This is a genomic window from Bacillus sp. PPSBB_2 (assembly GCF_045291115.1).
Lineage (GTDB): Bacteria > Bacillota > Bacilli > Bacillales > Bacillaceae_G > Bacillus_A > Bacillus_A cereus.
The window spans coordinates 3,523,173-3,542,728 of record NZ_CP147983.1; the positions used below are offsets into that span (position 1 = coordinate 3,523,173).

Genomic DNA, 19,556 nt, shown 5'->3' on the forward strand with positions numbered 1-19,556 from the left:
CCTATATTTTTATTAAGCTGACTTTTGTTGATAATGATCTGCTTTTTTATTTTCAATCATTAAACTTATAAAAGTAAGTAAATAGACAACTGTAACCGATAATGGAATTACAGTAAATCCTTTTTCTGCAAAAAGAATCCCGCAAACTGACGTTACAAATACAGTCCCTACCGACAATAAACCATAACTTTTACTTTCATAAATCTATACGTACGGGATAAAATGAACACCTATTAACATTGCTACTACAAAAGGTAACCATTCTGGAAATTGAAAATAGGCAAGTAATACAAGTGGAATATTCAATACATTTATCCCACCAATTAATCCAGCCAAAATCCCTAACGGATTTCCTTTCGCAAACATATCAATTTTCAATATAGCAGCTATCATTAAGCCAAAAGGAAACACACAGCCCATACCGATTAAATATACCCACACTACTTGTTTTTCAGAAAGAACAAATCCCGTTATACTCATAACTACCCAAAATAAAACGCCGGCTAATATAATCGGTAGGCCTCTCTTCGTTTTTATTGCTAAATCCTTTTTCGCTTCTGCAACATTCATCTCACCATCTCCCCTAAAAATATTAGTGCTATATAGTCGTCTTAACTTCGCCCATCCAATAACGCCAAGCTGCTAAGTAACCTTCTAAATCTTTCGGGTGGTGCCGTAAACATGTATCTATACGCAAATATAAGCCTATGACTATTTCTTCATATAAATCACGGGCTTTCTTATGAAATACACATTGTTTCATCGCATAATGAATTGTTTCTTTTGTTAAATCTTCTGGAGTCGAACAAAACGCGTAAATTAAATCGTATATAGGATCTCCTAACACTGGTAAAGGATCAATTACACCGTGCAGTTTATTCTCTTGAAATATAAAATTATGAAATCCGAAATCACCATGCAATAAAAATGGCTGATTTATTCCAGCGTCCCTATTCGCTAACTTAAGAACCGTTCTATACTCTTCTTCACTTATGTAACGCCTTACATTTTCATGAGCTTCTATCACATTTGTTGTTAAAAATTCACTCCAAGATTGAACGGGATTTTCTTTCCATCCCCAGCCATCAACCTCTGTAGCTACTTCATACTCATTGATAACTTCTTTTACAAGTTTACAAAGAACACTCCGTTTATAGCCTAGTTTGCAAGAAGTTGTGCCCTCAAGGAATGAGTAAACAATATAGCGATTTAAAGGTTCCTTATATAAAAGCTTTGGAAATAATTCGTCCTTTTTATAAAACTGAAGAAAATAAGCTTCTTCACGTATGACATCCGATTCATTCAACTTTACAACGTATTGTTCATCTAACAAATATATAGTACTTGCCGTTCCCCCGTTTAATGCTTTTACGCTATTTGGATAATGTGAAATAACTTTTTCCTTAACTAGTTGTGCAGTGATTATTGAAATGTCCATTCTCTCACCCTTTAATTCGGAAGATTCCCTTAATTCAAAAGACAACTTTACTATTATTTGACAAACGCAAGGGAAATCCTCCCAACCATCCTAATATAACAAACAACAATTTTTTTTTATTACAATGGCTTTCTTCCATATCTCATTTATGATAACGTGATTTTATCACTCTAAATGCTCTTCATATACTCTAATAATTTCTATTGCAGGGTCTATGTCTTGTAATTTATGAGCCAAACTTTCTACACCAAACACTTCTGTAAACGTATGACTGCCTACAATTAAATTAATCCCTTTAAATTTCGCATGTTGCACTGTATATAATGTTTTTTCACCTATTATGTACGTGTCACACCCTTTTTCTAATGCACGTTCAATCAAATTTGTATTGTTTCCTGCACCGGTTAAAATCGCAATCCGTTTTACTGGTTTATCGTGATTTCTCCAGCTCTTCACTTTCTCTTCCATTTTTTCTTCAAGTTTTCCAACTAAGTTTGAAAAAGGAATCGCTTCTTTATATTCTCCTATTCCCGGTAGTTCTTCTTCCTCATACGTGGAATATTCCAGTATTTTATCTATCCCAATTCCGTTAAATAACGATGTACACGTGCCAAACTTTACAAAATCTAACGGCAAGTGAATCCAAAAATGATTCATTTCATATTGCTTCAATTTCTCAATACAAGCCTCTTCCATACCAAATAAAAAACTCCATGGTGCATGATGTGTAACTATCATATCGACTCCATTTTTATACGCTTCTTCAATCGTCTCTAATGTCAAATTTGTTGTGTAACCGATTTTGTGAAATTCATCTTTACTTATATGAGTAAAACCATATTCATCATCGCCGTATTTATGAAGGTCCTCTCCAAATAGTGATGTTATATGTTCGTTAAACTGCTTTATATTCATTTTATTTCTCCCTTCATTTACTTTTATATTTCATAAATAAGGAAATACTAAATTACAACGTTACATACATATAGGAGGACACATATGAAACCTGAATTTTTAAAAGCTGTACATGATGCCATTGGAAATATTGAACACATTCATATAGAAGAAAGCGGTGCTGACAGCTTACTTATTCATCATGATGATGCACAGCAATTACAACAAGTTGCTGTGGCGTTAGAAAATAATAATTTCCGCTCCGCTTTAAGAACAACTGGAAATGCTTCGTACATTGAAGTATTGAACAGATAATAAAAGTCCGGATGTATTCCGGGCTTTCTTTTTATCCCGCTATTCACTGGGCAGTAAGAGCCCCACTGATTAAAATTTCACTTTATATCGAAATTTCAAACTCTTTCACATACACCGCTGTTCCAGCAATATCTATTTGTAACTTTTCGTTTTCTATCCCTTTCGTTACATAAACAGTTACACGACCATCTTTATTTATTTCCTGTCCTTGCTCAACGATTAAACCCAATTCATGTTCAAAATCTTTCTCTAAATACTCCGCATAATACGCTCCCATTACACCTGAAGCTGTTCCTGTCACTGGATCTTCAATCGTCCCAGCGTAAGCTGATGAAAAATGACGGCCGTGCATTTGTGCTAGTTCATCATAAGTTTCTAGACAAATTGGGTGAATAGAAGCATTAGGTATTTCTTTTAATACTGATGGAAATGCAGCATTATTAGGTTTCATTCTCTCACATGCATTAAGATTTTTAATCGGTACAATTACAGTCCAATTACCAGTACTTCCATATACAATCGGTAAACTTACATCTAAATCATTTACTTCTAAACCGATACTATGAGCTAATTCTTCTTTTGAACCTGTAAATTCTTTAAACTGAGGTGCTGCCTGTCTCATTTTAATAAAGGGTTCTCCATTTTTATTTACACCTATTTGTATCGGTAAAATCCCAGCCTTCGTTTCAATCGTAAGGTTACTTTTCTCTTCTAATAAACCTTTTTCGCGCAAGGCATATATCGTCCCTACTGTCCCATGACCACATAAATCCATTTCAAAACCAGGTGTAAAATAGCGCATTCTTATATCTCCTACTTCTGAGGAAAGAACAAAAGTTGTTTCGTTATATCCAACTTTTTCAGCAATAATTTGCATTTCCTCTTCCGTTAATCCATCTGCTTCTAATACAATACCTGCTGGATTTCCCTTATTTGGTTTATTCGTAAATGCGTCGTAATGAAATACGTTTATAGTCTTCATTTTCTTTTCCCCTTATTTGTCCATTTCTTTATTTTTATAATCAATAAGAAAATTGATCTAACCAACTTTCATAATCATCATTTTGGAACGGACGGATCATCAGTCTCTCTGTCTCTACCTGTAATAGCGGTAGCTTCATTTATATCTCTTCCCTCAATTGTTTTTCGAATATTCTTTATTATCTTACACAAAATACAAAATCTAGTAAATCATTATGTTTTTGATACATAAAAACCCAGTCATGCCTTATACATAACTGGGTTCTCCATCGTTTCATAATTTTCTATTTCACAAGAACTACATCTCGTAATTCCCTCTTCAACACTTTTCCTAAAGCGTTTTTCGGTAACTCATCTATGAATACCACTTCTGGAATTTTGTAACTTGCTAACTTCTCCTTACAATACTGAAGAATACTTTCTTCTGTTAATGTTGTTTCGCCATCCTTCACAATGTAAGCTCTTGGAACCTCTCCCCAAAAGTCATCTGGAACTCCAACTACTGCAACTTCTAAAACACCATGTATTTCATGAATAACATCTTCTACTTGATCTGGATATACGTTGTCACCACCGCGTATAATAACGTCTTTATATCTTCCCATAATATGCAGGAATCCATCGTCATCTATCATGCCAGCATCACCCATGTTAAACCAGTTATCTTTTACTACCTTCTTTGTCGCCTTTTCATTATTCCAATACCCTTTAAACATGTATGGACTTTTCACATGAATCTCTCCAACTTCATTTGTTGTTAGTTCATGTCCTGTTTCCGGATGAACAATTTTCACCTCTACATTTTTCAAGGTTTTTCCTACAGAAGACATCTTTTCTTTTCCCATCATTGGATGCCATGAGGTTACAACCCAACCTTCTGTACTACCATAGCCTTGCACCATATATATTCCTTTTTCCATATATTTTTGAATGAGTGTTTCTGGCACTTTTGTACCACCGCTTTGTGCTACTTTAAAGGTTGAAATATTACGTTCTTTTTTATTTAATTCATCAAGCATGTAACTATAAACAGCTGGGAACGCAAGCATCGTAGTAATTTTCTCTTCTTCAATCTTATCCCAAATAAGAGTAGGGTTCGAATCAGCTAAGAAAATCATTGTAACGCCATGATAAATACAATTTAAAATAGAAAGCACGCCACTCATATGGAACAATGGATGCACAGATAAAAAGCGTTCACCTGCTGGGATTTCTCTTTGTCCCGCAATTTCAGCAAAATAATGATGTAAGTTTTTATGTCCAATTACACATGCTTTCGCCTGTCCAGTCGTTCCTGAAGTAAATAAGTAAATGGCATCGTCTTCTTCATGAACTTCTACGTTCGGTTCTGTCGTTGGCTGTTTTTGCAACTCTAATTCAAATGAACCAAAGCCTTCTTTTGTCGTTTGAATTACATAAGGGATTTCTTTAACAGCATCAACATTTAATAACACTTCACTAAATTCTTCATCAATAACTAACACTTTTAATTTCGCTTCTTTTACAATCGTTTCTAATTCATATACAGTAAGCTGATGATTTAGCGGAATAAATACCGCTCCAATTTTTAAACTTGCCATCATAACGCTTGGAAATGGGTGATTATTTTTGCATAGTATTCCTATACGATCTCCTCTTTGCACACCATTATGTAACAAATAATGTGCAAGCTGATTTACTCGTTCATTATATTGCTGAAACGAATATCTTTTCTTCCCCCCTACAAGCGCTTCCAAATTTGGTGACTGCATTGCTCTCTTTTGTAATAATTGTCGCATCGTTCTCAAGTAAAACTCCCCTTTATATATGTTAGGTTTTTTATTTTACCAGATTAACTATTAATTTACTAAAGATTACACTTAGTGAATATAAGAAGAATATAAAATAGCCATTTACTTCACAAGTAAATGGCTATTTTTCATTATATATTAGAATACTTCTTGTTCATTACATATTGCACATACTCAGGTGCACTTTTATCAATCTCTTCATCACTTAGTTTATATTCTGCACCATATAAATAAAAGGAAGGTATAAATTCCATACCTGTATATAGGCATGTAGCTTGGAATGGTTTCGTCAACTCATCCATTGTAATCCCACTATTTTCATAGTCTTTTTCTAATCCACCTATAGAAATAGCTACACCAAATTCTTTCCCCTTCACTTTATCTCCTTGTGATCCGTACGCAAATCCATATGTTAATACATCATCATACCATTTTTTTAATAATGGTGGTGTGCTGTACCAGTAAAGCGGAAATTGAAATATATATCTGTCATGTTCTACTAATAACTTTTGCTCTTCTTCAATATTAAACTCCCAATTTGGTGCCACCTTATATAATTCATGCACCGTAATTTCATCTGAATGTTTCTCAAGTTCTTCTATCCATCTTTTATTAATTTTTGATTTTTCAATATGAGGGTGTGCTACAATTACAAGTGTTCTCATCATTTTCCAGCCCCTTTATAAATTAATCAATCCTTTACGTATTAGTATGAATGAGTTACATATAATTGAAAAGTACGTACTTTCAGGTACTATAGGAACCTTGCAGTACCTTTGGAGGTGTTATATGAATCAAAATGATAATTGCCCAATTGCAACAACACTCGATGTAATCGGTGGAAAATGGAAAGTTCATATTTTATGTATTTTGTCGGATGGAAAAATGCGAACAAATGAAATTAAACGAGAAATCCCAAACATTACACAAAAGGTTCTTACACAACAACTTCGGCAACTTGAAGCTGATGGGATTATCTATCGTACCGTATATCAAGAAGTACCACCAAAGGTTGAGTACACACTAAGTGAATACGGAAAATCTTTAATGCAAATAATGGATAATCTGTTTGAATGGGGAAAAGATCATCAAATTAAAAGATTACATGACTAAAAAAGCACTATATACTTTGTTTCATCCTCTACGTTCATATTTTTTATTTTTATAAAGTTTATTTTCATCATTTTTTAGCTAACTTGTTTTCTTAGATTGATGGACGTGACCCCACATCCATCAATCTAAAAAGATACAATTAGAAAAATGAGATTTCTATAAATTTTCGCATATAAACACTACTTCCGCCTCATTAAACGCTCGCTCTACTTTTTCTAATCTCAATTGTACGTAAGCTATAAAGAAGCACCCCTAAACCGAGAATTTTTTCATTATTAGACGCATTAGAACCTAAGGTAATAGTAGGTACATTTAAACCCATAAACCTTTCACTCCATTCTATAGGCATATATCCCTGCTTACCAATTGCTAATGTACGTCCATCTATTGTACGGAGAGTACTTTGAATAAAATCAAACTCAACTTCTACATCTGACAATTTTGTGGCTTTATCTGTCATCAAAGTACCTCGTATCATAGTAAATCCTTGTATCATTTTTTCTTTAAACATACCAATTTGGTTATAATTCGAGTCATAAATTACCCAATCATATCCGTCCACTTCAGTATGAAAATAAGCTAGAATTTCCCCGCTACTCGTTTCTAATCCGTAAACATCTTTATTATGTAAAAAAGGTATTACTGAAAAAAGAATATTTGATGAAACCACCTTTGTTCCTGCTATATACTTACCATCAGGATGATATAAACCAAATTGCTTGTTTCGTTTAGGTAATTCTAATACAACTAAAGTATCAACATCCCAAAATGTTGCATTACTTTTTATCATATTCTTTTGTATCAACTTTCCTTTTCTTAACTGCCAAAATCCAATTCCAAAAAAGATAGAAGCAGCGATAACAAAAAAGATAAACTGCCCCCAATTAATATGTCCCCAATCTTCATATACAGCGCATAAAGCAAGAATAAAAATACCCGTCCCAATTAACAGTTTCATCTTTCCTTTTCGCTTATAGTAATCAAATAATTCCATTTCTATATCCCCCCTTATTTTTGTTCCCCAACTATTAATATATCAAAAACATAGAATGCCCTCTATTCAAAAATATAAGTTCTTCCACTGTCCAGTTCATTGGAAACAAAGTGATAGTCGGCCTTTTGAGCTCAAACTCCTGAGAAAGAATAAAAGCGAAATCAATATTTTTGTATTTTAGAGATAATACCATATCACCATCAAGCTAATAAAAAGATACTCCTTCAAAATAAAAAACGCTATTCTCTCTGTAAAATCATAGAAAAGAATAGCGTTTTTTATTTTGAAATAGAAGGCATTATTTAAACTAAACATGCTAATATTGATTTTGTGCGATTGTCAGTTACCTCATAATAAATTTCTAATCCTTTCCGAGTACCTGTAACCATTTTAGCAGCTTTTAGTTTAGATAAATGTTGACTAATTGTACTTTGAGGCATTTGTAAATCCCCATACATTGTTGTTACATTAGTAGGACCTTTTGCAAGCATTATTTTTACTAAAGATAGACGAACTGGATGCGCCAATACCTTTAACACCTCAGCGATTTCTTGAAACATTTCTTTTTTTTCTTTCATCTTATTTCTCCCCTTTTATATACATATTTATGTTATCCATATATATAATTCGAAGGTATATGCGTTTTTGTGTCCGTCATTTTAAAAAAATATAAAAAAAATTTAATCCGAAACTAAAGGATTAGCTTAACATAATGTCTCACCATTAATGAGGAATAGGAATCTCATTATAGAAGCAGCAGTTTTTATGCTACAACTCTACATTCAACTAACTAAAATCAATGAAAAAAGAGCAAATAGTTGAAGTGACCCCTAAAAGTTAGACACGGTTATTTCATTAGGCAGCTTGATAAAAGTGAGTCCGGTATTGTACCGGGCTCATTTTTAATTTTGCCTTAATCCGTTTCGTATTATAATAATCTATATATTTTTCTAATTCTATTTTAAAGTGCTCTACATTTTCAAATTCTTTTATGTAGAGGAACTCCGACTTCATAATCCCAAAGAAATTTTCTATTACTGCGTTGTCGTAACAGTTGCCTTTTCGAGACATACTCTGGACGATAGCTCTTGATTCAAGTGTCCGGACGTACTGTCTCATTTGATAATGCCATCCTTGATCCGAATGCATCAGTAGCTGGTGGGTTTCAGGTAAACGTTCCAATGCTTTCTCTAACATGTCTGAAACAAGCGAATACGTCGGTCTAGAACCAATTGTATAGGTAATAATTTCACCATTATACAAATCTAATACAGGTGATACATACAGTTTTTCTCCAAACAATTTAAACTCTGTGATGTCTGTTACCCACTTTTGATTCGGTGCATCTGTATGAAAATTACGCTCTAAAATATTAGGTGCAATTCTACCGACTTTTCCTTTATAGGATTTATATTTCTTCATACGCACAACACACTTTAACCCAAGCTCTTTCATAATGCGCTGAACCTTCTTGTGGTTCACTTTCTGGCCACGATTCGTTAATTCATCACGAATGCGACGATAACCATAACGACCTTCATTTTCCTCATAAATCGCTTTAATCTCGGCTTTCAAATCGGCATCTACATCTGGACGATTCATTTTCTTTACTAAATCATAATACGTGCTTCGAGGAATAGTAGCTAGCTCCACGAGTGCCTTCACCGAATATTTATGCCTTAATTCATAGACTACTTGCGCTTTGTCTTGTTTTGTGATTTTTCCTTGTTTTGAACTAAGGCATTTAACTTTTTTAAGTACTCATTTTCCATCTCAAGCTGTTTAATGCGTGCTTCAAGTGCTTCGACTGATCCTTCAGCTAAAGGTTGTTTTACTTGTTTATTTGAATCTTTTTTCATGGATGGACGCCCCTTTTTCTTAGATTGAAGGGCATCAATTCCTTGTGTTTCGAGCTGTTTTTTCCAAACAGAAATCGTTGAAGGGGCAGGAATATTAAAGATAGCTGCCGTCTCAAATAAGGACATACCGTTTTCAATCATAAAGTTTAGTACGTCTAGTTTAAATTGTTGTGTGTAATTTGTACATCGTTTTAGAAAAGCTTCCAGACCATTCTGTTTATATTGGTTTACCCAATTCAAAATGATTGTGTCACTTATACCGAGCGATCTACCCATTTCTCGATAACTTTCATTTCCGTTCAAATAACGTAGAACGATTTGTATTTTTTCATCAGCTGTAAATTTAGCCATAGAAAAACTGCACCCCAATTGTTAGACTGTGTCTAACAATTGGGGTGCAGTTCAAGTCTGCTCTTTTATGATGCCTCCTTATGTTCCGTGGAATGTTTAACACTCCCCAGTCTCTTTAGTTTATTCCACCCTACCGCTACTCCTCGAAGCGATGAGAATATAGATTTAATGACAACATAAGTCATAAATTGACGATAAATAAAACGTTGTAAAATTAACCATGCCAATGGTTTTGGGTTCTCTTCCTCTAATTTAAATGCGAACAGAGAAGCGAGAAGATCCATTAAAAAGAATACAAGATAAAACCCTAAAACTTTTAGCGGATTACTACTAAATAGTCCTATAATCATTAATATATCTGCAAAAGGAGCAATGAATTGCAGAACATATTGGAATAACCACATGTTAGGCAATGCAATAAATCCTAACGTTTTATGCTTTGAATTACACAACGCTTTTCGATGTTTCCAAAGACATTGAAGTGTACCATATGACCAACGATATCGCTGTTTAATGAGACTTTTCACATCCTCAGGTGATTCCGTAAAAGCATGCGCTTTTTCTTCATATACAATTCTATGCCCTTGACGTAAAAATGTAATAGTAAGATCGGTATCTTCTGCTAATGTATCTTCGCTTAAATATCCAGATTCAACTACATTCTTCTTGCGCCACGCCCCAATAGCTCCTGGAACTACTGTAATACAATTTAACTCATCAAAAGCTCTACGTTCTAAATTAAACCCTGTAATATACTCAACATGTTGCCAAGTAGTTAACAAATTCCGTCTATTCCCCACTTTGACATTACCTGAAACTGCAGCTACATTCTGATCTTCAAAGTGTCTAACCATTAAAGAAATAGCATCTTGCGCAATAATAGTATCCGCATCTAAAGTGACAATGATTTCTCCTCGCGATTGTTGAAACCCTAGGTTCATTGCCGATGATTTCCCGCCGTTTTCTTTCTGAATGAAACGAACTTTAGGGTGTTTATAAAATGTTTCTTTCATTACTTTTGACGTACCATCTGTCGATCCGTCATCCACAACAATAACTTCAAATTCTCTATAATTACTATCCAAAATTGAGTGAATCGTCTTGGCTATCACCTTTTCTTCATTATATGCCGCTATGACAACACTAACAAAAGGTTGATAAGACGAATTAATATAGCGAGATAACGTTTTTCTTTTCTGCTTCCATGCAAAATAAATTAAGAATAAAAATCGAAAAATCCCTAATCCAATAGCAATATAAAAAATAGTTGTTAATATATGCTTAAAATATCCAGCTCCTGAAAAGACAGCTTTATTGTAAAGTAAATATTGCTTCCCCTCAGAAGAAACAGGAGGCATAATTTCATCTCGTTCTTTATTCATTAAATCTGAAATTGTTACAAAACTATATCCATGCTTTTTTAAGTCTTTAATAATGATTGGGAGCGCCTCTACTGTATGGGTACGATCCCCTCCCGCATCATGGAGAAGAATAATATTTCCCTCTCCCTTATAAATAGGATTAAGAGCACGTCTTACTAATTCATTTGTTGATGGTGTTGCCCAGTCTTCGGGATCAACTTTTTCCGCTACCATTGTATAGTTCATATTTTGTGCACGTAAAATAGGCAATATTTCATTTGATGAATCCGGGTTAGCATCCGCTTCATATGGCGGTCTAAATAAAACCGTAGAATGTCCAGTTACTTCCTGAATTAAACGTTGCGTCGTATTAAGTTCTACTTTCGTTCGTAGTAAAGACGTATCAGCTATGTTAGGATGCTTGAAAGTATGATTCCCAATTTCATGCCCTTCATCGTATATTCTTTTTACAATACTAGTATTTAGTTGTGCGTTTTCACCAAGTACAAAAAAAGCAGCTTTTATTTGATTCTCTTTTAATATATCTAAAATTTCTGGCGTATATTTCGGGTCTGGTCCATCATCAAATGTTAATACTACTTGTTTCCCATTTGGTTTTCCATATCGTTGCACTTCATATGCAGATGGTAAGGATTGATATACTTCATCTGTAATATAACCATCTTTGCCTACTTTAAAATCTCTCAATCCATTTTTTCTTTCATTCTCAATCTGTAAAATTTCACCTTGTCCAGAATAATTTACTTCATCTAAACTATTGATTTTATGTAATACATTAGGATTTTTTTGTGCCTCAATAGGATTTTTTAAAACTTTCCATATTGTAGGGTCTTCTGCTCCTAGTCTCCATAATGCAAAGCCCTTTGCATTGTTCTCCATTGCAATTTTCACTTGATTATAGAGAGTAACACTGTCTAAGAACCAAGCAGTATGTTCTTTCTCTCCTGTTTTATATCTAAAATAAGGATTTCCACTACTCTTATCCCATTGAATTTTCATATTTGAACCTTGAGCCATTGCCATAACTTCTGAAAAAGTTAATGATTTCGCAGCTTCTTTACTATTTACTTCCCAATCATATCCATAGTTACCGAAAGCAACTATAAGCTTATTAGACGGAATATTCAGTTCTTTCAATGTATGTTGGAACCATTTATTTGAAGCAATTGGTCCTGGTTCCCCGGCTCCATAGTGCTCATCGTACATCATTACAATCATTCGATCTATTATTTTTGCTAACGCACTATAATCAAAAGCCTTATCATTAGCTGGAACATCTTGTGTAACGAGCAAATCATGTTCATGAAATTCCGTAGTAAGTTCTTTCATAAAATTTGTTAAGTTTTCTCTATCACTTTCAGGTACAGCCTCAAAGTCAATATTAATTCCTGAAAAATGATTCTTTTTAACTTGGCTTACTAAATCATTAATAAACTTTGTCTTTACATCATTTGAGGAATTCAGTAACTTATGAATTAGCCCACTATCAGGACCAGAAGCTTCCTCAGTATAGTTAGTAAGCAAAGGCATAATCTTCACTTGATTTTTTTCTGCCAACTTTACTATCTCAGGTTTGATCTCACTTCTAATCGTTAAATCTGCTTTTAAATGATACCACTCTGGTACTAACGTAGTTAAGGAATCGATATTTTCTTTTAAAGAAGCGGTACTATTTTCATCCCAGTTTACGTAAAAACCATACACTTCTTTAGGTTGTTTACTATCCTTCGGCGGATTCACCAAATTTTTATTATCCTTCGTTTCGGTATTTGGGTTAAATTCTTCCTTCTTTAACTGCTGATCACTAAGTTTTTGATTAATTGGTACAAGTTTAGTATCTTGTTGTACAGCGGTATTCATATTTGGAATTTCTGGTGTTGAAAAAATACTTTGAAAGAAAAAATAGAATACAACACCTACACTAACTATTGAGATACATAGAAACGAAATAAAGGCTATGTTTCTCCTTCCTTTCGGATCATAAAAAACAGGTTTTTCTTTATCTTTGTCTTGTTGAATGTTTTTTTCCATTATATTTTTCACATACTCCTTCTTAATAGAACTATAAAATAATAAAGTGTAACTTTAATCAGCCCTCACCAATTGAGCATTTACAAGCAGCCCAACTCCCACCTAACTTCTTTGCCCAGCCAAATTTTGAGATGGGAGTTTTACTGCCCACAATAGCGAGAGAAATCCTTTTAGCTTTGAAATGAATCTCTCACTTCCATATTCTATTGATTCTTCTTTTCATTCCCTTGCTGGTGGCCTCTATTTTCTTGTTGAGACCCCCTACCATTGTTCCCTTGCTCGTTTCCACCATTTTCTTTCTGGGATCCTCTTCCATTGTTCCCTTGCCCATTTCCATTATTCCCTTGTTGAGACCCTCTTCCGTTGTTTCCTTGCTCGTTCCCATTATTTCCTTGTTGTGATTCTCTTCCGTTGTTCCCTTGTCCATTTCCATTATTTCCTTGTTGTGATTCTCTTCCGTTGTTCCCTTGCCCATTTCCATTATTCCCTTGTTGTGATCCTCTTCCGTTGCTCCCTTGCCCATTTCCATTATTTCCTTGTTGTGATCCTCTTCCGTTGTTCCCTTGCCCATTTCCATTATTCCCTTGTTGTGATCCTCTTCCATTGTTCCCTTGCTGATTCCCATTATTTCCTTGTTGTGATTCTCTACTTTTATTCTCCTGTTGATTCCCTCTATTTTCTTGCTGAGATCCTCTTCCATTGTTTTCTTTTATTTGCTTCGATGGCTGTTCCTCTGTTTTCTTTTGTTCTTTCTGCTCTTGCTTTTCATATTTTTTTTCGTCTACAGGAGATAAATCCATTGATGCATCAGGAGATGACTCCGGCTGTGATTGCACCTCTTCTTCATTTCCCACCGGATTAGGCGGCGTGGCAGGAGGAGTAAGCGATTTGTTTTTCTCATTCTCTTGCTTTATATAGACACCTGTGCCAATTCCAGCTTTTCTAGCATTCTCTCGTACTTGCATCGTGCTACTTTGATATTCAACTGTAATATGTTTTAACTCATATTCTTTCTTCAATTCTTTCATTGCCTTTTCTAACTGTGGTTCTAGCGCCTTGTCCTTTGCAACTGCTGTTAGCATAACTTGCTTATCATTCGTTAAATACTTATCCTCTTGACTTTGCTTTATAATAGTACGTATTACTTCTTGTAATTGTTTATTTTCCCATTGCTTCAATTCTTTTAAAATACGCCTTCCATCATCATTACAAGCCTGTAAATCTATAACACGAAAATCCTTCGTTACGCTCACCTCTAAACTTGGATTTATATCAACTGAGACGTAAGCAAATACTTTTTCTTCTGGTTGGTTGTAGAAAAACAGCACTGCAAATAGAAAACAAGCAACAAGTATTGATGCAGGTTTTAAAAAGGAAGGGATCGAAAAATGCGATGCTTTTTGTTCTTGCTCATCAAATGAGATTTCCTCCCCTATCATGCAAGAATCCCCTTTTCTTTTACACGTAATAAACTCTCCATTTGGTGTTAAAACAACTACGCTATGCTTTTTTATATCCATCACAATTCCTTTATTCATCATGCTTTTCCCCTCGTAGAATATAGTTTAGATCAGTATTTCTGCTTTCTAATTACCCTGATTTTAAAAAAAATAGATAACAAGATTCCTTACGGAATTTGTTTCGATATTATTGAATTTCCCAGATACAATGGATGTATGGAAAGGATCCATCGGGAATTTGCTCATTTCCCCTGTAGCTCTGTCTACGATAAAAAGTCTGTTACCCGAGCCATTGCTATCACTACCAACACACTAGCTGTTTCGATAACTGATTGGGCTTTTGGATAGTAGTTCAAAAGGTAGCCCCCAAAAGTTGTCATTGTATTCTCGTAGGCGAGGTTGTGGTTNTGAGGCTGCCAATTCAGTAAGAAGATATTTGCCTGAATATCAAGCATTTTATCAAAAGAAATACAAAGAAACACCCAAACATCAACACAAAAGAGCCATCGTCTTAACCGCAAGAAAATTTGTGCGTCTGGTGGATACGCTACTACGTAACCATCAACTCTACACGCCACCAAGGAGCGTGATAGAAAAATAACACTTTGTTATTGACGCAATCTTGGAAACGGCCCGAAAAAATTTCATTTTTGGTCGGGTCTATTTCCGTATGCTGAAAAAATCGCACCTAGAAAAAATCAGTCTTGTTTTACTCTTGACTTATTACCACTAGACTCTTATGTAATCCAGAATATATGTATAGTTGTTTGCAAAAATAATACACATTGCAATAATGTATTTTCTATGTCGTTCCAACGTTTTACGACTTACCCTAACACGCGGTTCAATATGTTTAAGCGGTAACTTTTTCTTTCGGAACAGCTCTTCCATCATTTCCTCTTCTTTTATAATAATTTTTACAATTTCTATTAAGTGCTCACGCGTATCACGATGCTTAGGAGATTCTTTAGCAAGCTCTGAGAATGTGATTTTAAACTCAGCTAGCACACTTTGAAAATGAAGAATTTCCTCCTTACGGTTACTATTTTCCATCTCTTTCATATACTCCGTAAGCGACACTTGCATTTCTAACATTTCCTCTTGCTCATCTTCTTTTAAAAAGACAAAGTTATGTTTAGACTCCTTACGTATATAGTCAATTACATCTCTTTTTATAAGAAGATCAGCAAACGCTAAAAAGGATTTTCCTTTTGTATAGGAATACTGTTCAATTGCTTCGTTAAATGCAAACAATCCAATGCTATATTCATCATCCTGTTCTGTAATATATCGGCGGCAGACAGATGAGATTGATTTTCTAATAAAAGGCTGATACTGTACGATAAACGCTTCTTTATCTTCTTCGTTGTTTTGTATGTTACATACGATATCTTCTATTTTCGGTTTTCTTAAGATCTTCATTACTAAACTCAACACTTGTAATCTCCCAGCCTCCTTCAAATAGCAAAATGGCCACTACACAAGTGACCATTTAACCAGATTTTCTTGGTACTTTTCTTCGGTCTTGTTTTCTTGCTGTTAGTTATATTTTTAGAGTCTAACGTTTTCTTAATGATTTTTCCTTTTCTCTCGGCACTAAAGTTAAGTTTGTATTTTTATCTACTTTCTTATTTTCTACCGTTCGTTTTGCTTATTCATTTTCTATTTTATCTGCAATCCTTGAATAACTCTTCTCTATATAATTGGTAATTTCATCCTTCCGTTTTGGATGCCACTTAATCTAGTAATTTTATTAATACTTCTATATTCTTTCATAGTCATTTTTCTTCTATTTATTTTTTTCACTATACATATTCGGAGGAGTACAAAGTTTTATGGGGGTCAAAAAATATTTTTATAAAAAAATACATATTTATTTCAAAAATAAAAACCATCAATTTGAAAAAGGGTAATCAAATTGATGGTTTTCTTATAATATCTATTAAATTAAGTTGGATTCTCATTATATCTAAAAAAGTACTAGCTCTCCCCTGCAGATTTTCTCCATTTTCATCTTTCTTGGTTATCATAATATGTCTTATCTGCGTATTTTCTATCATTTCCTTTTAGATAAGCTAAAATTACTTTTGGATTTTTAAGTAAAGTCCAGTCTCCATATGTATCAAATCTTCTGCATGAAGTTATCATTCCATTTTTAATAGTACCGAATTTCTTATTATTTTTCTTTCCCCACTCTTTTAAACGTTTAGCGAAATCTGCATCTTCTGCCATAAGCATGTTTTCATTAAATCCGTTGATTGCCATAAAATCTTTTCTATAGCACCAAAAAATCCCTACAGATATAGCTCCGTACTTAAAAAGTAAGGGGATTATGATTAACATTGCGGAGAGAAATATTCCTAAAGATATTCTTTCAAACTTCCCATTTACCCCACCACCAATGTATTTACCTGAAGCTAAATATTTATCTACATTAGACAACATAGACTCTGTCATTATGGTATCAGCGTCTATAGTGACGATTATTTCTCCATTAGCTATTTTAGCCCCTGCATTTCGAATTTTAGATAAGTTTTTATCGTTATTTTTCAATGTAACACAATTATAAGATTTTGCTATTTCCTCTGTTTGATCTGTGCAACGATTTAAAACAACTATAACTTCCGTTTGCTCTTTATATGCCTCTGATGCCTTTGCAATTGAATCTAAACATTTTCTAATGTACTTTTCTTCATTATGCGCAGGAATTATAATAGAAAACTTCACATCTTTTTTCAAATTAACTTCTAAAGATTCGTTTGTCTCAGTCATAATATTCCCCCCTTATTTTATAAGGTAAATATCTGTTATACATAACGTATATTAAAATTCAATAAATTATATGATAGGAACTGCAGGTAAACTATTACTTGAGTATTAAAAAACAAAAACGTTATTCTTTCTAAATAAGCAAAATTACTAGAAAGAATAACGTTTTTTATTAGTTACATTAATATTTTATTCGTTGCTTTATTTCTTCAAAACGAGCATGTATAATTTTTCTGATATCTGGATGATTCTTATATAAAGTAACAGTATACATGATGGAAGATGCAANTGAATTAGTTAATTTTTTAGATTTATATTCTCTATTTTTTATCAATCGCATTGTAGTAAATGTAGTTATGGATATAAAAAGTACTATACATAATAACATAATGTAAATATTATAATTCATTCTTCCGTACTTACAGTATAAGACCAACTCATAACAAAAAATCCCGTATACAATTATTAGTATTGGATTTGTTACTAATGACAAAAGTATCCTTTTTGTATTTTCTCTAAATATAGAAACCACTCCTAATTACATGAATTACTGATATTAAGTATACTTTATGAATATTCACCATTTTTATCATCGAATTTATACACATTCAAATAATATTTTCCTTGTTTCGCTACGAATTTTCCCTTTATAGTATTTCCTTCATCTTTACCACAAGCTACGTAATTTTACATGTCTGATTCATGATAAAGTACCCATGTCGTCCCAATATTTTGTTCATTTTTCACAGAAATATCTACTTCTTTCGGAACTGTAACATCAAACGTATAAACATCTGTCTGATCAGGAGTAATCAGATTCCCTTTTACAAGCCTATGGGGAGTCCTTCTCCTCTTCGAGGGATCCACCTGTTTGCGGATCTTGTTTTACAGTAACTTTTGTTTGTTCTTTACTATCCTCCACTGTTAGTTCCACAGTATATGCTCCTTTTTCTCCATATACGTGGGTAAGATTCGCATCTGTACTTGTTGTACCATCACTATGAAATTTAATTTCTTCATAAAAAAAGATTTTCAATTTTTTTAGATACTCTTACTGTCGACGTTCAAAAGCTAAACGTACCGCAAGACCTGTCAAGACGCTTGCCATAAGCCAACGCTGCACTCGCAGCCACATTGGATGTGTGCCAAACCATTTCGCAATTTTACTTGCTGTACATACAATTAGAAGGTTAACTATAAAGCTAACAGTGATTTGCGTAAGCCCCAAAACTGCACCTTGAAAAAGCAACGATCCCTTCTCTGGATCTTCAAATTGAGGTAAAAGTGATACATACAAAATAGCAATCTTTGGATTCAGAAGATTAGTCATGAGTCCCATTAAAAATAATTTCCGTGGTGGTTCATTAGAAATCGTACGAGGTTCCATAATAGATATAGCACCCGGTTTAATCGAATTCCAAGCTAGCCAGAGTAAGTAAGCAGCACCTGCCCACTTTACTACTTCATATACAGCGGGAACAGCAAGGAATAGAACTGTAAGTCCAAACATAGTTGCGATTATATAGATTACAAATCCGAGCATGATGCCCAATAAAGAAATAAATCCCGCCATACGTCCCTGCGTAATGGAACGGGAAATGAGATAAATCATATTAGGCCCAGGTGAACAAACCATGCTAAGCGAAACAATTGCAAAAGCTATCAAGGTACTCAAGCTGACCATAAACCTTCCCCCTTTATGTTACATAAAATTTCCTATTGTACATTTTATCATGATTGAGGAGAGAAAAGATTAATATAAACCGATGCAGCTAAGTAATATTATCGGATCGAATGTAGTGTAATCACATATTTCTCATTCTCTTAAGTAAGGACTAAAAATAACCTATCCATAGAGCTACTAAAACCACTACGAATAAAGCAAAGCAACATGTAATATTTCGAATCCACTTTTGTATATCACCAAAATACCTTTCNAAACATTTGCTAAACCAAGGGACAATTCTAATAAAAGGTGATGCCATCATTCAAAATAAAGGAGTATAGTTTTTGATTATAAAATAGAAATTGATTTATATTTCAATGAAAATATTGAATATTTTTAATATAATTATTGAGTTATGTATTTATAGAAACTTAAGGGGTATGATTATGGAGTTTATTACTTTTAAAGTAATTTGTATCTTTTTATTTTTAATGCTTATGACTTCTATAGAAG

At 33.7% G+C, this 19,556-nt stretch carries 15 protein-coding genes and 6 pseudogenes; 3 read left to right on the forward strand and 18 right to left on the reverse strand.

Annotated features, from left to right (window positions below; all coding sequences use genetic code 11):
* Window positions 1–12 precede the first annotated feature (12 nt).
* From V6946_RS17445 to V6946_RS17455, 3 genes and pseudogenes are all read right to left on the reverse strand, one after another.
* Window positions 13–570 (reverse strand): annotated as a pseudogene (locus tag V6946_RS17445) (DUF7010 family protein).
* 28 nt (window positions 571–598) lie between these two features.
* A complete protein-coding gene (locus tag V6946_RS17450) occupies window positions 599–1,438 on the reverse strand; it encodes an aminoglycoside phosphotransferase family protein (RefSeq protein ID WP_006924227.1) in 840 nt (279 codons plus the stop codon).
* Between the two features lie 165 nt (window positions 1,439–1,603).
* On the reverse strand, window positions 1,604–2,353 hold the full coding sequence (locus V6946_RS17455) for a Nif3-like dinuclear metal center hexameric protein (protein WP_366981504.1): 750 nt from the start codon (window positions 2,351–2,353) through the stop codon (window positions 1,604–1,606).
* A gap of 84 nt (window positions 2,354–2,437) precedes the next feature.
* Here V6946_RS17455 and V6946_RS17460 point away from each other — a divergent pair, with 84 nt between their 5' ends.
* Window positions 2,438–2,647 carry a hypothetical protein gene (locus V6946_RS17460; RefSeq protein WP_000801642.1) on the forward strand — a complete coding sequence of 70 codons (210 nt, stop codon included), beginning with the start codon at window positions 2,438–2,440 and terminating at the stop codon, window positions 2,645–2,647.
* 82 nt (window positions 2,648–2,729) lie between these two features.
* Here the strand turns inward: V6946_RS17460 and V6946_RS17465 are convergent, their stop codons facing one another.
* From V6946_RS17465 to V6946_RS17480, 4 genes and pseudogenes are all read right to left on the reverse strand, one after another.
* Complete coding sequence (locus V6946_RS17465) at window positions 2,730–3,629, reverse strand: PhzF family phenazine biosynthesis isomerase (RefSeq protein WP_006924229.1); 900 nt, start codon at window positions 3,627–3,629, stop codon at window positions 2,730–2,732.
* A 46-nt stretch (window positions 3,630–3,675) separates the two neighbouring features.
* Window positions 3,676–3,768 (reverse strand): annotated as a pseudogene (locus V6946_RS17470) (N-acetyltransferase); the annotation flags it as partial.
* A gap of 144 nt (window positions 3,769–3,912) precedes the next feature.
* A complete protein-coding gene (locus tag V6946_RS17475) occupies window positions 3,913–5,406 on the reverse strand; it encodes a class I adenylate-forming enzyme family protein (RefSeq protein WP_081631386.1) in 1,494 nt (497 codons plus the stop codon).
* 143 nt (window positions 5,407–5,549) lie between these two features.
* Window positions 5,550–6,083, reverse strand: coding sequence for an NAD(P)H-dependent oxidoreductase (locus tag V6946_RS17480; protein WP_033692650.1), 534 nt, complete (start codon window positions 6,081–6,083; stop codon window positions 5,550–5,552).
* A gap of 124 nt (window positions 6,084–6,207) precedes the next feature.
* Here V6946_RS17480 and V6946_RS17485 point away from each other — a divergent pair, with 124 nt between their 5' ends.
* Window positions 6,208–6,531, forward strand: a complete 324-nt coding sequence (locus V6946_RS17485; RefSeq protein WP_001072981.1) for a helix-turn-helix domain-containing protein — start codon at window positions 6,208–6,210, stop codon at window positions 6,529–6,531.
* Between the two features lie 193 nt (window positions 6,532–6,724).
* On the opposite strand, the gene V6946_RS17490 is transcribed toward V6946_RS17485, so the two are convergent.
* From V6946_RS17490 to V6946_RS17510, 5 genes are all read right to left on the reverse strand, one after another.
* Complete coding sequence (locus tag V6946_RS17490) at window positions 6,725–7,525, reverse strand: hypothetical protein (protein ID WP_006924244.1); 801 nt, start codon at window positions 7,523–7,525, stop codon at window positions 6,725–6,727.
* A 302-nt stretch (window positions 7,526–7,827) separates the two neighbouring features.
* A complete protein-coding gene (locus V6946_RS17495; RefSeq protein ID WP_000660066.1) occupies window positions 7,828–8,103 on the reverse strand; it encodes a helix-turn-helix transcriptional regulator in 276 nt (91 codons plus the stop codon).
* 277 nt (window positions 8,104–8,380) lie between these two features.
* A protein-coding gene (locus tag V6946_RS17500; protein ID WP_085961003.1) for an IS3 family transposase occupies window positions 8,381–9,735 on the reverse strand; the annotation gives its coding sequence in 2 pieces (ribosomal slippage) (window positions 8,381–9,282 and window positions 9,282–9,735; 1,356 coding nt in all).
* Between the two features lie 65 nt (window positions 9,736–9,800).
* Window positions 9,801–13,148: a glycosyltransferase gene (locus V6946_RS17505; RefSeq protein ID WP_006929418.1), complete on the reverse strand. Its 3,348-nt coding sequence runs from the start codon at window positions 13,146–13,148 to the stop codon at window positions 9,801–9,803.
* Between the two features lie 203 nt (window positions 13,149–13,351).
* On the reverse strand, window positions 13,352–14,689 hold the full coding sequence (locus V6946_RS17510) for an anti-sigma factor domain-containing protein (RefSeq protein ID WP_033692966.1): 1,338 nt from the start codon (window positions 14,687–14,689) through the stop codon (window positions 13,352–13,354).
* 328 nt (window positions 14,690–15,017) lie between these two features.
* Here V6946_RS17510 and V6946_RS17515 point away from each other — a divergent pair.
* A pseudogene (locus tag V6946_RS17515) lies at window positions 15,018–15,209 on the forward strand (IS110 family transposase); the annotation flags it as partial.
* Window positions 15,210–15,337: 128 nt separating this feature from the next.
* Here V6946_RS17515 and sigI read toward each other — a convergent pair.
* The 6 genes and pseudogenes from sigI to V6946_RS17545 all read right to left on the reverse strand — a co-directional run.
* Window positions 15,338–16,045 carry an RNA polymerase sigma factor SigI gene (gene sigI, locus V6946_RS17520; RefSeq protein ID WP_366982368.1) on the reverse strand — a complete coding sequence of 236 codons (708 nt, stop codon included), beginning with the start codon at window positions 16,043–16,045 and terminating at the stop codon, window positions 15,338–15,340.
* A 573-nt stretch (window positions 16,046–16,618) separates the two neighbouring features.
* Window positions 16,619–17,380, reverse strand: coding sequence for a glycosyltransferase family 2 protein (locus tag V6946_RS17525; RefSeq protein WP_000140997.1), 762 nt, complete (start codon window positions 17,378–17,380; stop codon window positions 16,619–16,621).
* A gap of 280 nt (window positions 17,381–17,660) precedes the next feature.
* Window positions 17,661–17,909, reverse strand: a pseudogene (locus tag V6946_RS17530) (glycosyl hydrolase); the annotation flags it as partial.
* A gap of 35 nt (window positions 17,910–17,944) precedes the next feature.
* A pseudogene (locus tag V6946_RS17535) lies at window positions 17,945–18,395 on the reverse strand (pre-peptidase C-terminal domain-containing protein); the annotation flags it as partial.
* 33 nt (window positions 18,396–18,428) lie between these two features.
* Window positions 18,429–19,061, reverse strand: coding sequence for a LysE family translocator (locus tag V6946_RS17540; protein ID WP_000254106.1), 633 nt, complete (start codon window positions 19,059–19,061; stop codon window positions 18,429–18,431).
* Between the two features lie 151 nt (window positions 19,062–19,212).
* Window positions 19,213–19,314: pseudogene (locus tag V6946_RS17545) on the reverse strand (DUF3963 domain-containing protein); the annotation flags it as partial.
* Window positions 19,315–19,556 lie beyond the last annotated feature (242 nt).

Coding starts and splice junctions, on each gene's coding strand:
- V6946_RS17450 (WP_006924227.1), bottom strand. CDS start 1,438: ATGGACATTTCAATAATCACTGCACAACTAGTTAAGGAAAAAGTTATT.
- V6946_RS17455 (WP_366981504.1), bottom strand. CDS start 2,353: ATGAATATAAAGCAGTTTAACGAACATATAACATCACTATTTGGAGAG.
- V6946_RS17460 (WP_000801642.1), top strand. CDS start 2,438: ATGAAACCTGAATTTTTAAAAGCTGTACATGATGCCATTGGAAATATT.
- V6946_RS17465 (WP_006924229.1), bottom strand. CDS start 3,629: ATGAAGACTATAAACGTATTTCATTACGACGCATTTACGAATAAACCA.
- V6946_RS17475 (WP_081631386.1), bottom strand. CDS start 5,406: ATGCGACAATTATTACAAAAGAGAGCAATGCAGTCACCAAATTTGGAA.
- V6946_RS17480 (WP_033692650.1), bottom strand. CDS start 6,083: ATGAGAACACTTGTAATTGTAGCACACCCTCATATTGAAAAATCAAAA.
- V6946_RS17485 (WP_001072981.1), top strand. CDS start 6,208: ATGAATCAAAATGATAATTGCCCAATTGCAACAACACTCGATGTAATC.
- V6946_RS17490 (WP_006924244.1), bottom strand. CDS start 7,525: ATGGAATTATTTGATTACTATAAGCGAAAAGGAAAGATGAAACTGTTA.
- V6946_RS17495 (WP_000660066.1), bottom strand. CDS start 8,103: ATGAAAGAAAAAAAAGAAATGTTTCAAGAAATCGCTGAGGTGTTAAAG.
- V6946_RS17505 (WP_006929418.1), bottom strand. CDS start 13,148: ATGGAAAAAAACATTCAACAAGACAAAGATAAAGAAAAACCTGTTTTT.
- V6946_RS17510 (WP_033692966.1), bottom strand. CDS start 14,689: ATGATGAATAAAGGAATTGTGATGGATATAAAAAAGCATAGCGTAGTT.
- V6946_RS17525 (WP_000140997.1), bottom strand. CDS start 17,380: ATGACTGAGACAAACGAATCTTTAGAAGTTAATTTGAAAAAAGATGTG.
- V6946_RS17540 (WP_000254106.1), bottom strand. CDS start 19,061: ATGGTCAGCTTGAGTACCTTGATAGCTTTTGCAATTGTTTCGCTTAGC.